This window comes from Kitasatospora aureofaciens, assembly GCF_001188955.3.
Taxonomy (GTDB): Bacteria; Actinomycetota; Actinomycetes; order Streptomycetales; family Streptomycetaceae; genus Kitasatospora; species Kitasatospora aureofaciens.
In genome coordinates this window covers 1-13380 of the sequence record NZ_JPRF03000065.1, presented here as the reverse complement: position 1 = coordinate 13380, position 13380 = coordinate 1, and the positions used below count along the sequence as shown (strand labels likewise).

Sequence of the window (13380 nt, the reverse complement as noted above, 5' to 3'; positions counted from 1 at the left end):
CGAGCGGTCCGTGGTCCCGGCTCAGCGGTCCCGGTTGAAGCGGGTGACGATGAAGAGCAGGAGCATCAGGATGAACAGCGCGGAGCCGCCCGTCAGCAGCGGGTTCAGGCTGTCGTGGTTTCCCCCCTCGCCCTCGGCGAGCAGGTTAAGGACGGGGAGTGCGGCAGCAGTGCTCATGGTCGGCGGGACCTTCTCGGCTCGGTGAACGGACCTGGGGGTGGTTCCGGGCCGGTGAGGGCCCACCCGTCATCGTACGGGGGGTTACGCGGCAACCGCTCGGCGGCCCACCGCCGCTGACCGGCCGTGAGGCCCGGGTGTCGAACGGGGGGCTTACTGGCCCCGGAAGGCGCGGGCCATGATCCAGACCAGCAGGCCGATCCCGACGAAGGACGCGACCACGATGATCCGCAGGAACAGCCCCGGGCCGGCCTCGTCGGAGATGGGTGCGGCCAGGCTGACCAGCGCTTCGGTGGACATCTGAGGGGCTCCTCGAACTGCTCGGTACCGCGGCCGGGTCCGGTCCCGGTTCTCCAGGGCATTCAGGGTAAACCGGCCTCACACCGGCGCCGCCCACCGGGCCCCGTGCCGCGCCCGGGCCCGCGCGTACGCTGATCCGGGGACGAGTACGCAACCGCGGACGTTGCACAGGCAGTCGTTGCAGACGAGTCGTTGCAGGCGAAGACCAGCGGGGGGCCGGCCACTGCGCCGGAGCCGCCGTCGACAGGAGGCACTCACACCATGACCGACACGACCGCGAAGGCCCCGAGCCGGCGCCGCCAGCGTTTCCCCGAGATCTCCACCCGGGCCTGGGAGCACCCGGCGGACCGCTCGGCGCTGGTCGCCCTGCGCAAGCTGTCCGGCTTCGACGACATCCTGAAGAAGCTCGCCGGCCTGGTGTCCGAGCGCTCGATCCGGCTGATGTTCCTGGCCACCGCCGTGAAGACCTCCGAGCGCCAGTTCCCCGAGCTGTACGACATGGTCCGCGACGCCGCCTACGTGCTGGACCTGGATCAGGTCCCGGACCTGTACGTCACCCAGGACCCGGCGGTCAACGCGTTCACCATCGGCATCGACACCCCGATCATCGTGATCACCAGCGGCCTGGTCGAGCTGCTGGACGAGGAGGAGCTGCGCTCCGTCATCGGCCACGAGGTCGGCCACGCGATGTCCGGCCACGCCGTCTACCGGACGATGCTGATGATCCTCACCAACATCGCCACCCGGATCGCCTGGGTGCCGCTCGGCAACCTCGCGATCATGGCGCTCGTCACCGCGCTCAAGGAGTGGTTCCGCAAGGCCGAGCTGTCCAGCGACCGGGCCGGCCTGCTCGCCGGGCAGGACCTCCAGGCGTCCATGCGGGCCCTGATGAAGCTGGCCGGCGGCCACAACCTGGCCGAGATGAACGTCGACGCCTTCCTGGAGCAGGCCGAGGAGTACGAGAAGGCCGGTGACCTGCGTGACGGCGTGCTCAAGCTGCTCCAACTGCTGCCGCAGACCCACCCGTTCGCGGTGGTCCGGGTCGCCCAGCTGAAGAAGTGGGCGGAGAGCGACGAGTACCGCTCGATCACGGCCGGCGCCTACCCGCGCCGCAGCGACGACCGGGACACCTCGGTCGGCGAGCAGTGGAAGGCCGCCGCCGAGCACTACACGACCTCGGTCAAGGAGAGCAAGGACCCGCTGATGGGCCTGCTGCGCGACGTGGCCGGCGGCGCCGCGACCGTCGGCGGCAAGCTGCGCGACACCTTCACCGGCGGCGGCCGCACCGGCTCCCCGACGGACCACGGCTCCGCGGAGCGCACCGACGGCTGAGCCGCCCGGTCCGGGACGGCCGGCGCCCGCCCGGGGCACCGGCCGTCCCGGCTCGCCGCGGCAGCGGGCCCCTCAGCTCCCCGACAGGACCCCGCACACCTGCCAGGCCGGCCGCGCGTGGTCACCCGGGTCCACCGCTGGCGGCGGCGGGACCACCGCCCCCCGCGCGGTGGCCAGCACCGGCTGCAGGAAGCCCGCCATCGAGGCGGTGCACGGCTCCGGCCCGGCCTGCACCACCGAGTCCACCAGCCGCAGCTGCGCCGAGGCCAGGTCCACCCGGTCGAACTGGAAGGTCAGCTCGCGCCGCACGGTCTCCAGGGTGACGGGCGCCCCGGCCGGGGCGCCGGCCGGCTTCAGTGCGTAGACGAAGGTGTGGTCGGTGGTGATCTGCAGCGTCCCGCTGTCCGCCTCGTCGACCCGCATCGCGCCGACCACCTTCACGGTGTCGGAGGCCAGGGCGGCCTGCGCCGGGTCGAAGCGCACGATCCAGCCGGTCACCGCGTGGTGCCGGTCGTCCACCGGCTGGCTGACGGAGGCGTCGAACTGGGCCTGCTCACCGGGCGTCACGAAGGTCCGCACATCCGTGGTGGCGCCCTGGACCAGAGCGGCCGGCGTCAGCGAGGAGGCCACCAGGTAGCGCTGCACGGTGTCCAGCGCCTTGGTCACCTCGACCTTGCTGAAGTGCTCGGTCGCGGCCCCGGCCGGGGTGTTCAGCCCGGCCGCCCCGTCGCCGTACCCGGGCGGCAGCGCGGCGAACGGATCCGCCGGGTCGGCGACCGGGTGGACGGCCGAAGCCGGGCTCAACGCGACCAGGCTGACGGTCAGTTGACTGCCCTCCGGCCGTGACGCGAGGCCCTTGGGCGAGTTCACCCCGAAGTACACCGCGGCCCCGAAGGCCAGCAGGATGAGCAGCAGCAGGGCGAGCGCCTGGCGCGGCACCGTCCCCAGCGGCCCGAGCCGCACCCGCGCCCGGGTGGCCCTGCCGAAGGAGCCCGCCAGCCGCTCCCGGGCGGACAGCTCCTGGATCCGGGCAGCACGGACGAACGATTCGTCGAAGACGACGGACCGGAACTCGTCCTCGTTGCCGGAACCGCCCTCGGGCGTACCCTCAGGAGGCTCGCGCGGGTCACCCATAACACCAGGGTAGGCGGACGGCAGCCCCGCCACGAGGGCCCTTGCGCAGTTTGCCGGGAACGCTCCGTGACCACCCGCCCCGGGCGTGCGCCCCCGTACCGCTCAGCCCGCGCGCGCCGTGACCACCGGCAACGGCTCGGCGGGCGCGGACCGCGGGTCCGCCCCCGGGCTGCTGCTGCCGGACTCCGGCCGCCGGGGCGCGCCGGCGGCGCCGCCCACGCCCTGGTAGACCGCCGCGACCGCCACCGCCACCAGGCTGACGCCCATGATCACGGCCAGGACCCAGGCCACCGGCCGGTGCCAGCGCTGCTGGGCCACGTACCGCCCGCGGGCGCGCACCGGATCGTAGCGCCGCCCCCAGCGCCGGCCCCGGCAGCCGGTCGCCCGGACGGGGCCCGACCAGGGGTCGGGGTACAGGTGGTCCTCGTCGAGTCCGCTCGGGTACGGCCGCAGCTCCAGCGGCAGGCCGTCCCCGGCCGGAAAGTCGAAGCTCCAGCCCGATCCCGCGGTGTCCGGCTCGAACCGCGCCTCGGCTGCGGCGAGCTGCCGCTCCCTGGCCGTCGGCTCGTGCACCGCGGCGGACCGGACGAAGGCCTCATCGAAGACCACGGTGGCGAACTCGTCGTCCGCACCACCGTGGTCGGCGCCGTCGGGGTACGGCAAGCCCCCCACATCCTCAGCCACGGATTCAGCGTATTACCGGCCGCACGATTTGTCTGTGGCTCCCGGCAGTTGGTCCGTCACGCGTGTGACGGCCGCTCCCCCGACCCGGCGTGATCCGAGAGCCACGCCCTAACCGCGGACGTGCCCGTCACCGGTGACGATGTACTTGGTGCTGGTGAGCTCCGGCAGGCCCATCGGGCCGCGGGCGTGCAGCTTCTGGGTGGAGATGCCGATCTCCGCGCCGAAGCCGAACTCACCGCCGTCGGTGAACCGGGTGGAGGCGTTGACCGCCACCGTGGTCGAGTCCACCAGCTGGGTGAAGCGGCGGGCGGCGGCCTGCGAGGTGGTCACGATCGCCTCGGTGTGGCCGGAGGACCAGCGGCGGATGTGCTCCACCGCGGCGTCCAGCGAGGGCACCACGGCCGCGGCCAGGTCGTACGAGAGATACTCGGCGCCCCAGTCCTCGTCGGTGGCCGGCACCACGGTGGCGGCGCTGCCCTCGGCGGCCTTGAGCACCGCCTCGTCGCCGTGCACCGTCACCCCGGCCTCGGCCAGGGCGGCCAGCGCGAGCGGCAGGAAGGCGTCCGCGACGTCCTGGTGCACCAGCAGCGTCTCGGCCGCGTTGCAGACGCTGACCCGCTGCGCCTTGGAGTTCAGCAGGATGCCGACGGCCATCGCCAGGTCGGTCTGCGCGTCCACGTACACGTGGCAGTTGCCGGTGCCGGTCTCGATCACCGGGACGGTCGAGCCCTCGACCACGGTGCGGATCAGCGAGGCCCCGCCGCGCGGGATCAGCACGTCGACGTAGCCCCGGGCGCGCATCAGTTCCTGCACCGAGTCCCGGCTCTCCCCCGGGACGAGCTGGATCACGTCGGCCGGCAGCCCGGCCGCCTCGACGGCGTCCCGCAGGACGGCGACCAGCGCGGTGTTGGAGCGGTAGGCGGAGGCGGAGCCGCGCAGCAGCACCGCGTTGCCGGACTTCAGGCAGAGCGCCGCGGCGTCCACCGTGACGTTCGGCCGGGCCTCGTAGATGATGCCCACCACGCCGAGCGGCACCCGCACCTGGCGCACGTCCAGGCCGTTCGGCAGGGTGTAGCCGCGCACCACCTCGCCGACCGGGTCGGCCAGGCCGGCCACGTCGCGCACGTCGGAGGCGATCGCGGCGATCCGCTCGTCGGTCAGGCTCAGCCGGTCGATCACCGACTCGGCCGTCCCGGCCTCACGGGCCCGGGCCACGTCCTCGGCGTTGGCCGCGACGATCTCGGCGCTGCGGGCGACCAGCGCGTCCGCGATCGCCAGCAGCGCGGCGTCCTTGGCCCGGCGCGGCAGCGGGGCGAGCGCGGCGGCGGCCTCCCGGGCTCGGCGCGCTACGGCGAGGACGGGGCTGTCGGCGGTGGTGAGGTCGCTGGTCATGCCGCCAAGAGTAGCGACTGCCCCCGCGCGCCCGGTCGCCGTTTCGCCATCCGAACAGGGCCGGTCAGTACGGGTACACGCCGCCGAGGCGCGGCGGCGGACCGCCGAAGCCCTCGGCCACCCGCTTGTGGTACGTCGCCCGGTCGACCACCTCCAGGCCGACGATCTCCCACGGCGGCAGGTTCGCGGTCACCTTGTGCTCGCCCCACAGCCGCAGCGCGATCGCCGCCGCGTCGTGCAGGTCCCGGGCCTGTTCCCAGTAGCGGATCTCGGCGTGGTCCGCCGCGTAGCGGGCGGTCAGGAAGAACGAGTGGTCGTGCGCCAGTCGCTCAAGCGAGGCCCGTAGCGAGCACAGCGGGGTGGTCTGCCCGGCCACGCTCAGCACCACGTGCCACAGTCGCGCCTGCTCCGGCACACCGGGCGGTTCCGCCGCCTCCGCGCGCTGGGGCCGGAGCCCGCGCGCCCCGCCCGGTCCCTGCGGCGGCGGACCGGCCGGCTCGGCGGGGCCGTCCCCGCGTCCGCCGTCGATACTGGTCAGCCGCCGGCCCGCCGTCCCTCCGGTCAGCGCTGCCTCGCGCCTGCGTTCCACCGGCGGCCTCCTGTTCGGCGATCTCGTGTCGTCCCCCACCGCCCCCGCCGGCCCTCGGCCGACCGGCACGGCTGCGCCCCTCCTCGCCCGCGGCCGGGCCGCTCCCGGTACGGAGCGGCCCGCCGACCGCGCTGCGCCGTCCGGCCGGTGCCGGCCGAACGGCCGGTCAGCCGCGCAGAACGACCAGGTCGTCGCGGTGGACGACCTCGCGCTCGTACGCGGCGCCGAACTCCTGGGCCAGGTCGCGGGTGGACCGGCCGAGCAGGCGGGGCAACTCCCTCGCATCAAAGTTGACCAGCCCGCGAGCCACGATGTGGCCGTTTTCGGCAAGAAGGTCCACCGGATCCCCCGCGGCGAACTCCCCGTCGACCTTGGTCACCCCGGCCGGCAGCAGGGACGCGCCGGCCGAGACGACCGCCTCGACCGCGCCCGCGTCCAGGTGCAGGGCCCCGCGCGGGCTGCTCGCGTGGGCCAGCCAGAGCATCCGGTCGGAGGTGCGGCTGCCGGTCCGCAGGAAGAGCGTGCCGGTGGGCCGCCCGGCCAGCGCGTCGGTCGCGTGGCTGGCCGCGGTGAGCACCACCGGGATGCCCGCGCCGGTGGCGATCCGGGCCGCCTCGACCTTGGTGACCATGCCCCCGGTGCCCACGCCCGCCTTGCCGGCGCTGCCGATCTCGATGCCGTCCAGGTCGTGCGGGCCGCGCACCTCGGCGATCCGGCTGGTGCCGGGCTTGGCCGGGTCGCCGTCGTAGAGGCCGTCCACGTCGGAGAGCAGCACCAGCAGGTCGGCCCGGACCAGGTGGGCGACCAGCGCGGCCAGCCGGTCGTTGTCCCCGAACTTGATTTCGGCGGTGGCGACGGTGTCGTTCTCGTTGACGATCGGCATCGCGCCCATCGCCAGCAGCTGGTCCAGCGTCCGGTAGGCGTTGCGGTAGTGGGCGCGGCGGCTGGCGTCCTCGGCGGTGAGCAGCACCTGGCCGACCCGGATGCCGTACCGGGCGAAGGAGGCGGTGTAGCGCGCGACCAGCAGTCCCTGGCCGACGCTGGCGGCGGCCTGCTGGCGGGCCAGGTCCTTGGGGCGCCCGTCCAGGCCGAGCGGGGCGAGCCCGGCGGCGATGGCCCCGGAGGAGACGAGGACGACCTCGGGGGCGTCCGGGCGGCTGCGCACCTTGGCGATCGCGTCCACCAGGGCGTCGACCCGGTCGGCGTCCAGGCCGCCGGCCGCCGTGGTGAGTGAGGAGGAGCCGACCTTGACCACGATCCGCCGTGCGGTCAGCACCTCCTCCCGCAGTGAGTCCTCGCTCATCTCGCTGTACGCCCTTCCGGTGGTGCGGGTACGACGGGGCCGGGCCCGGCCGCCATGTCCGAAATCTACGCGATCCGCGCAGGTCACCCCCACGGGGTTTCACCGGCTGGACCCGGCCCGGTCACGGGCCCGCCACAACCAGTACGTCAATCCGGACGGCTGGTATGGTCCCTGACCGAAAGCCAGATCGGGGGACGGCTTCTTGCCCGCTGTACCCACTCGTCTTCGACGTTCCCGTCACACGGGGCGGCGCCGCAACGGGCAGGCCGGCAACGGTTCGCGGCCGCGCGCCCAGGAGAAAAGCGCACCATGCGTTCGTACACCACGAAGCTGACCGTCGCCGCCCTGGCGGCGGCCACCGCCCTCTCGCTCGCCGCCTGCGGTCCGGACAACTCGGACCCGGCCGGCACGGGCGGCGCCACCGGAGCGGCTCCGGCCCAGACCGGCGCGGCCACCGGCGGCGCGGCCGGCGGTTCGACCGCCGCCCCGTCGGGAGCGGCCACCGGTGGTGCCGCCACGGGCGGGGCCGGGTCCGGCGGCACGGCGACCGGCGGCGCGGCCACCGGCGGTGCCGGTACGGCCGGCACGTCCGGCACGTCCGGCGGCGGCGCGGGCGGCGGCGCGGGCGGCGGCAAGCTGCCGCAGGCCGGCACCTCGGTGAAGTTCGGCCAGCCGGCCAGCATCGACTTCGCCGACAAGACGTCCAACGCCGCCGCCAAGCTGCAGTGGACCGTCACCGGGATCCAGCCGGGCTCGATCAAGGACTTCCAGGACGCCAAGGCCAACACCGCCGGCCTGGACGGCCGCGCGCTGTTCTACGTCAGCTGGACCATGACGAACCTCAGCGACACCAAGCTGACCTTCAGCGACCCCGCCGCCAAGCTCAAGGTCTACGACGCCTCGGGCAACATCGGCATGGGCGCCGACCCGGTCGGGTCGACCCCGGTCGCCAAGTGCAATACCCCGAGCTGGGCCGGCGCCACCAAGGGCGTCGCGTTCAAGGGCTGCTCCATCGTCAGCTTCCAGGCCGGAGTCACCCCGGTGATGGTCGGCTTCGGCGACGCGAGCGACATCACCAAGGTCCAGGCCGCCTGGACGAAGTGACGTTTCGTCACCGCAGCACGAAGCGGACGGCCCTGCCACCTGTCGAGGTGGCAGGGCCGTCCGCTTCGCAACTACCGGCTACCGGCTACCGGCTCAGTAGTCCTCGTCGTCGCCCTCGATGGCGGACTGCCGGCCGCTGGAGAGCGCCTCGAAGGCGAGGAACTCGGCCTCGGCCGCGTCCCGCCCCTTCTGCTTCTCGCGGCGGCGGTCGACCGCCGGACGCTGGGTCTCCATCCGGTGGTCCTCGCCGCGGCGGCCGAGCATCTCGGCGCCGGCGGCCATGGTCGGCTCCCAGTCGAAGACGACGGCGTTCTCGTCCGGGCCGATGATGACGGTGTCGCCCTCGTGCGCCCCGACCTTCCACAGCCGGTCCTCGACCCCGAGCCGGGCCAGCCGGTCGGCGAGGTAGCCGACGGCCTCGTCGTTGCTGAAGTCGGTCTGGCGGACCCAGCGCTCCGGCTTGACGCCGCGGATGCGGTACGCGCCGTCCTCCTCCTCGATGGTGAAGCCCGCGTCGTCGACGGCGGCGGGCCGCAGCACGATCCGGGTCGACTCCTCGGCCGGCTTGGCGGCGCGCGCCTCGGCGACGATCTTCGCCACCGCGAAGCTCAGCTCGCGCAGGCCCTTGCGGGAGGCGGCGGAGACCTCGAACACCTGGTAGCCGCGCTCCTCCAGGGAGGCGCGGGTCAGATCGGCGATGTCCTGGCCGTCCGGGACGTCCACCTTGTTGAGCGCGACCAGGCGCGGACGGTCCTCCAGACCGCCGTACTCGGCGAGCTCGGCCTCGATGGTCTCCAGGTCGGTCAGCGGGTCGCGGCCGGGCTCCAGGGTGGCGCAGTCCAGCACGTGCACCAGCACCGAGCAGCGCTCGACGTGCCGCAGGAACTCCAGGCCCAGGCCCCGGCCCTGGCTCGCGCCCGGGATCAGACCGGGCACGTCGGCGATGGTGTAGACGGTGTCGCCCGCGGTGACCACGCCGAGGTTGGGGATCAGGGTGGTGAACGGGTAGTCCGCGATCTTCGGCTTGGCGGCGGAGAGCACCGAGATCAGCGAGGACTTGCCGGCGCTCGGGTAGCCGACCAACGCCACGTCGGCGACGGACTTGAGCTCCATCACGATGTCGCGGGCCTCGCCGGGCTCGCCGAGCAGCGCGAAGCCCGGGGCCTTGCGGCGGGCCGAGGCCAGCGCGGCGTTGCCGAGGCCGCCGCGGCCGCCCTGGGCGGCGACGAAGCTGGTGCCGTGGCCGACCAGGTCGGCGAGCACGTTGCCCTTGCGGTCCAGGACCACGGTGCCGTCCGGCACCAGCAGGACGAGGTCCTCGCCGTCCGCGCCGGTGCGGTGGCCGCCCGCGCCGGGCTTGCCGTTGGTCGCCTTGCGCTTGGGCGAGTGGTGGTACTCGAGCAGGGTGGTGACCTGCGAGTCCACGGTGAGGATGACGCTGCCGCCCTCACCGCCGTTGCCGCCGTCCGGCCCGCCGAGCGGCTTGAACTTCTCGCGGTGCACGGAGGCGCAGCCGTGGCCCCCGTTACCCGCGGCGACATGAAGTTCGACGCGGTCCACGAAGGTGGTCATGGTTGTGCCTCCAGTGCGGATGAGTCTGCTTGCTTGCTGCGTAAAGCCGAAGGGTGGACCGGAACATTCCGGCCCACCCTTCAGTGTGAGTCTGGTGCGACTCGCGAGTCCGCGGGGACTCAGGCCTCGACGGCCACGATGTTGACGACCTTGCGGCCGCGACGGTTGCCGAACTGAACCGCACCGGCGGTCAGCGCGAACAGGGTGTCGTCGCCACCGCGGCCGACACCGGCACCCGGGTGGAAGTGGGTGCCGCGCTGGCGGACGAGGATCTCGCCGGCGGAGACGACCTGGCCGCCGAAGCGCTTCACGCCGAGGCGCTGGGCGTTCGAGTCACGGCCGTTGCGGGTAGAGCTTGCGCCCTTCTTGTGTGCCATATCTCGCTAACCCCTTACTTGCTGACCGAGTCGATGCTGGTGATGCGCACCGCGGTGTGCTTCTGACGGTGACCCTGACGACGGCGGTAGCCGGTCTTGTTCTTGTAGCGCAGGATGACGATCTTGTCGCCCTTGGTCTGGTCGACCACCTCGGCGTGAGCCTTCACGCCGGCCAGGACCCACGGGTCGGAGGTGACGGCGTCACCGTCGACGACCAGGATGGTCGAGAGCTCCACCGAGTCACCCGGCTTGGCCTCAATACGGTCGATCTCCAGCACGTCGCCGACGGCGACCTTGTGCTGGCGGCCGCCTGCGCGAACGATCGCGTACATGCGGTACCTACTTTCCCAACTCGGTCGGAACTCCCGACGCCAGCCACCTGGGTACGGACACAGGGGCCTCTTTCCGACCGCTCCGCGCTGGGCGCGGGGCTCTCGGGAAGGTGATGTGCTCGGGAGCGTGGCGTAGACACGCCGATGGTCAAGAATACGGACCGGCCGCCTCTGGGGCAAACCGGCCCGTACGGCCCGGGGCGGATCGCGCCCGCCCCGGGCGTGGGCACTACTCGGCCGCCGTATCACCCTCGGCGGCCGCGGCCTTCTTGGCCGCCGCGCTCGTCCGCTTGGTCGCGGTCTTGCGGGCGGTGGTCTTCTTGGCCGCCGCGGTCGTCTTCTTGGCGGCGGTCTTCTTCGCGGCGGTCTTGCGGGCGGCCCGCTTCTTGGGCGCCGGGGCCTCCTCGGCGGGCGCCTCCTCCGCAGGGGCCTCCGCCTCGGCCGGGACCTCGACGACCACGGCCTCCGCGACGACGGCCTCCTCGGCGGCTTCGGGCGCGGCCTCGGCCACGGCCTCGGCGGCAGCCTCGGCAGCCGGGGCGGCGGCAGCCAGGGCCGCCTCCATGGCAGCCTCGGCCTTCGCCTGCAGCACCACGATCTCGGCGGCCTGCGGCGCACCCGCCGGAGCCGTCGCCTTGCGCACCGCGCGCCGGCGCGGACGGCCGGCCGGAGCAGCGGCCGGGGCCTCGGCCACCGGCGCCTCCTCGGCCTTCGGCGCCTCGACCACCACGGTCCCGACGGCCGGGACCTCGACGGCCTCCGCCTCGACGCCCGGGACCTCCAGGGCCAGCTGGCCCTCGATCTCCTCGCGCACCGGCTCGGCGGGCTCCACGGCCGCCTCGACGACGGCCTCGGCCACCGGCGACCCGGTCTCGACGGCCTGCGGCTCCTCGTGGCCAGCGCCGCCCTTGCCCCGGCGACGGCGCTTGCCGCTGCCCGGGCCCGCCTCGGCGGCCGCGGCCGCCGGGGCGTGCACGTGGACGCTCGGCTGCTCCATGTGCACGATCACGCCGCGGCCGTTGCAGTGCACGCAGGACTCGGAGAAGGACTCCAGCAGACCCTGGCCGACCCGCTTGCGGGTCATCTGGACCAGGCCCAGCGAGGTGACCTCGGCCACCTGGTGCTTGGTCCGGTCCCGGCCCAGGCACTCCAGCAGGCGGCGCAGCACCAGGTCGCGGTTGGACTCCAGGACCATGTCGATGAAGTCGATCACGATGATGCCGCCGAGGTCGCGCAGCCGCAGCTGGCGCACGATCTCCTCGGCCGCCTCGATGTTGTTCCGGGTGACCGTCTCCTCCAGGTTGCCGCCCTGGCCGACGAACTTCCCGGTGTTGACGTCGATGACGACCATCGCCTCGGTGCGGTCGATCACCAGCGAACCGCCGCTGGGCAGCCAGACCTTGCGGTCCAGCGCCTTCATCAGCTGCTCGTCGATCCGGTAGGTGGCGAACACGTCCACCTCGGAGGTCCACCGCTGGAGCCGCTCGGCGAGGTCCGGGGCCACGTTGGAGACGTACTCGTGGATGGTCTTCCACGCCTCGTCACCGGAGACGATGACCTTGGTGAAGTCCTCGTTGAAGATGTCGCGCACGACCCGGACGGTCATGTCCGGCTCGCCGTACAGCAGCGCCGGGGCGTTACCGGTCGCGGCCTTCTTCTGGATGTCCTCCCACTGCTGCTGGAGGCGCTGGACGTCGCGGGTCAGCTCCTCCTCGGAGGCGCCCTCGGCGGCGGTGCGCACGATGACGCCCGCGTCGTCCGGGACGATCTTCTTGAGGATCTGCTTCAGGCGGGCGCGCTCGTTCTCGGGCAGCTTGCGCGAGATGCCGGTCATCGAGCCCTCGGGCACGTACACCAGGTAGCGGCCGGGCAGCGAGATCTGGCTGGTCAGGCGGGCGCCCTTGTGGCCGATCGGGTCCTTGGAGACCTGCACCAGCACGGACTGGCCGGACTTCAGCACCGACTCGATCCGGCGCGGGCCGCCGTGGCCCAGCGCGCCGAAGTTGACCTCACCGGCGTACAGCACCGCGTTGCGGCCCTTGCCGATGTCGACGAACGCGGCCTCCATGGACGGCAGCACGTTCTGGACCTTGCCCAGGTAGACGTTGCCGACGTACGAGGTGGCCTGCTCCTTGTTGACGTAGTGCTCGACCAGCACGCCGTCCTCCAGCACGCCGATCTGGGTGCGCTGGCCGTTCTGGCGCACCACCATGACGCGCTCGACCGACTCCCGGCGGGCCAGGAACTCGGCCTCGGTGATGATCGGCACCCGGCGGCGGCCCAGCTCACGGCCCTCGCGGCGGCGCTGCTTCTTCGCCTCCAGACGGGTCGAGCCCTTGATGGACTGCACCTCGTCCGGGTCGAAGGACGGCTCGGTGGAGCGGCGGCGCGGCTCGCGCACCTTCACCACCGTGCGGACGCCGTCCTCGGTGGTCTCGGTGGTCTCGACGGCGCCGGACTCACCGCTGCGGCGGCGACGGCGGCGGCGACGGCGGGACGAGGACAGGCCGGCGGCCAGGTCGTCGTCGTCCTCCTCGTCCTCCTCCTCGGCAGCGGCCCGGACCGGCTCCTCGACGGCGGGCTGCTCGGCCTCGACGGTCTCGGCGGCCTCGAACTCCTCGGCCTCGCCACGGCGACGGCGACGGCCGCCACGGCGGCGACGGCGCGACGGACGGCCGTCATCCTCCCACTCGCCCTCGGTCTCCGGACCGGCGGCGGGGGCCTCCACGGCGGGCGCCTCGGCGGCCGGAGCCTCCACGGGCGCCTTGGCCGCCGGGGCCTTGGCGGCGGCCTTCACCGGCGCCTCGGCGGCCGGCTTGCGGCGGGTCGGCTCGACCCGGGTACGGACCCGGCGGCGACGGCCGACACCGCTGTACTCGTACTCGTCCTCCTCCGAGCGCTGCTCGGCGGCGGCCGGGGCCTCCACCGGCGCCGGGGCGGCGGCGGGCTGCTGCGGCGCGGTGGGCGGCGCGACGTAGGGGGCGGGCTCCTGGAACACCGGGGCCTGGAAGACTGCGGTGGCCGGGCGGACGGCGCGGCGGCGCACCCGGTGGTGCGGCTCCGCCTCGGCGGCGGGGGCGGGGG

General features: G+C 73.6%; 13 protein-coding genes. 2 read left to right on the top strand and 11 right to left on the bottom strand.

The window, feature by feature from the left end:
- Positions 1-21 precede the first annotated feature (21 nt).
- Both HS99_RS45430 and HS99_RS45425 read right to left on the bottom strand, forming a co-directional pair.
- Entirely contained in the window at positions 22-177 is a 156-nt protein-coding gene (locus HS99_RS45430; protein WP_167344932.1) for a hypothetical protein, read from the bottom strand.
- 153 nt (positions 178-330) lie between these two features.
- Positions 331-477: a hypothetical protein gene (locus HS99_RS45425; protein ID WP_157846575.1), complete on the bottom strand. Its 147-nt coding sequence runs from the start codon at positions 475-477 to the stop codon at positions 331-333.
- 261 nt (positions 478-738) lie between these two features.
- Between HS99_RS45425 and HS99_RS33130 the strand changes: the two genes are divergently transcribed.
- Complete coding sequence (locus tag HS99_RS33130; RefSeq protein ID WP_030283843.1) at positions 739-1809, top strand: M48 family metallopeptidase; 1071 nt, start codon at positions 739-741, stop codon at positions 1807-1809.
- 72 nt (positions 1810-1881) lie between these two features.
- On the opposite strand, the gene HS99_RS33125 is transcribed toward HS99_RS33130, so the two are convergent.
- From HS99_RS33125 to proB, 5 genes are all read right to left on the bottom strand, one after another.
- On the bottom strand, positions 1882-2943 hold the full coding sequence (locus tag HS99_RS33125) for an SCO2583 family membrane protein (protein WP_030557590.1): 1062 nt from the start codon (positions 2941-2943) through the stop codon (positions 1882-1884).
- Between the two features lie 102 nt (positions 2944-3045).
- The gene (locus HS99_RS33120; RefSeq protein WP_030597867.1) at positions 3046-3627 is read right to left on the bottom strand and encodes an SCO2584 family spore wall biosynthesis protein; all 582 of its coding nucleotides are present in this window, start codon (positions 3625-3627) and stop codon (positions 3046-3048) included.
- A gap of 108 nt (positions 3628-3735) precedes the next feature.
- Positions 3736-5019: a glutamate-5-semialdehyde dehydrogenase gene (locus HS99_RS33115; RefSeq protein ID WP_030283836.1), complete on the bottom strand. Its 1284-nt coding sequence runs from the start codon at positions 5017-5019 to the stop codon at positions 3736-3738.
- A gap of 64 nt (positions 5020-5083) precedes the next feature.
- The gene (locus HS99_RS33110) at positions 5084-5608 is read right to left on the bottom strand and encodes a DUF8830 family protein (protein WP_030557588.1); all 525 of its coding nucleotides are present in this window, start codon (positions 5606-5608) and stop codon (positions 5084-5086) included.
- Positions 5609-5774: 166 nt separating this feature from the next.
- Positions 5775-6911 (bottom strand): glutamate 5-kinase, encoded by a 1137-nt coding sequence (proB, locus tag HS99_RS33105; RefSeq protein ID WP_046385975.1) that lies wholly within the window; start codon positions 6909-6911, stop codon positions 5775-5777.
- Between the two features lie 309 nt (positions 6912-7220).
- Here proB and HS99_RS44310 point away from each other — a divergent pair, with 309 nt between their 5' ends.
- Entirely contained in the window at positions 7221-8015 is a 795-nt protein-coding gene (locus HS99_RS44310) for a hypothetical protein (protein WP_030557586.1), read from the top strand.
- A gap of 93 nt (positions 8016-8108) precedes the next feature.
- Here HS99_RS44310 and obgE read toward each other — a convergent pair whose 3' ends face one another.
- From obgE to HS99_RS33080, 4 genes are all read right to left on the bottom strand, one after another.
- Entirely contained in the window at positions 8109-9587 is a 1479-nt protein-coding gene (gene obgE, locus HS99_RS33095) for a GTPase ObgE (protein WP_030283827.1), read from the bottom strand.
- A gap of 119 nt (positions 9588-9706) precedes the next feature.
- Positions 9707-9964: a 50S ribosomal protein L27 gene (gene rpmA / locus HS99_RS33090; protein ID WP_030058248.1), complete on the bottom strand. Its 258-nt coding sequence runs from the start codon at positions 9962-9964 to the stop codon at positions 9707-9709.
- A gap of 14 nt (positions 9965-9978) precedes the next feature.
- On the bottom strand, positions 9979-10296 hold the full coding sequence (gene rplU, locus HS99_RS33085) for a 50S ribosomal protein L21 (protein WP_030233759.1): 318 nt from the start codon (positions 10294-10296) through the stop codon (positions 9979-9981).
- 229 nt (positions 10297-10525) lie between these two features.
- Positions 10526-13380 (bottom strand): Rne/Rng family ribonuclease (locus HS99_RS33080; RefSeq protein ID WP_063737961.1); only part of this gene is annotated, 2855 nt, incomplete at its 5' end.

Excerpts from the sequence above, each read along its gene's own strand:
- HS99_RS45430 (WP_167344932.1), bottom strand. The coding sequence starts at position 177 with ATGAGCACTGCTGCCGCACTCCCCGTCCTTAACCTGCTCGCCGAGGGC.
- HS99_RS45425 (WP_157846575.1), bottom strand. The coding sequence starts at position 477 with ATGTCCACCGAAGCGCTGGTCAGCCTGGCCGCACCCATCTCCGACGAG.
- HS99_RS33130 (WP_030283843.1), top strand. The coding sequence starts at position 739 with ATGACCGACACGACCGCGAAGGCCCCGAGCCGGCGCCGCCAGCGTTTC.
- HS99_RS33125 (WP_030557590.1), bottom strand. The coding sequence starts at position 2,943 with ATGGGTGACCCGCGCGAGCCTCCTGAGGGTACGCCCGAGGGCGGTTCC.
- HS99_RS33115 (WP_030283836.1), bottom strand. The coding sequence starts at position 5,019 with ATGACCAGCGACCTCACCACCGCCGACAGCCCCGTCCTCGCCGTAGCG.
- proB (WP_046385975.1), bottom strand. The coding sequence starts at position 6,911 with ATGAGCGAGGACTCACTGCGGGAGGAGGTGCTGACCGCACGGCGGATC.
- HS99_RS44310 (WP_030557586.1), top strand. The coding sequence starts at position 7,221 with ATGCGTTCGTACACCACGAAGCTGACCGTCGCCGCCCTGGCGGCGGCC.
- obgE (WP_030283827.1), bottom strand. The coding sequence starts at position 9,587 with ATGACCACCTTCGTGGACCGCGTCGAACTTCATGTCGCCGCGGGTAAC.
- rpmA (WP_030058248.1), bottom strand. The coding sequence starts at position 9,964 with ATGGCACACAAGAAGGGCGCAAGCTCTACCCGCAACGGCCGTGACTCG.
- rplU (WP_030233759.1), bottom strand. The coding sequence starts at position 10,296 with ATGTACGCGATCGTTCGCGCAGGCGGCCGCCAGCACAAGGTCGCCGTC.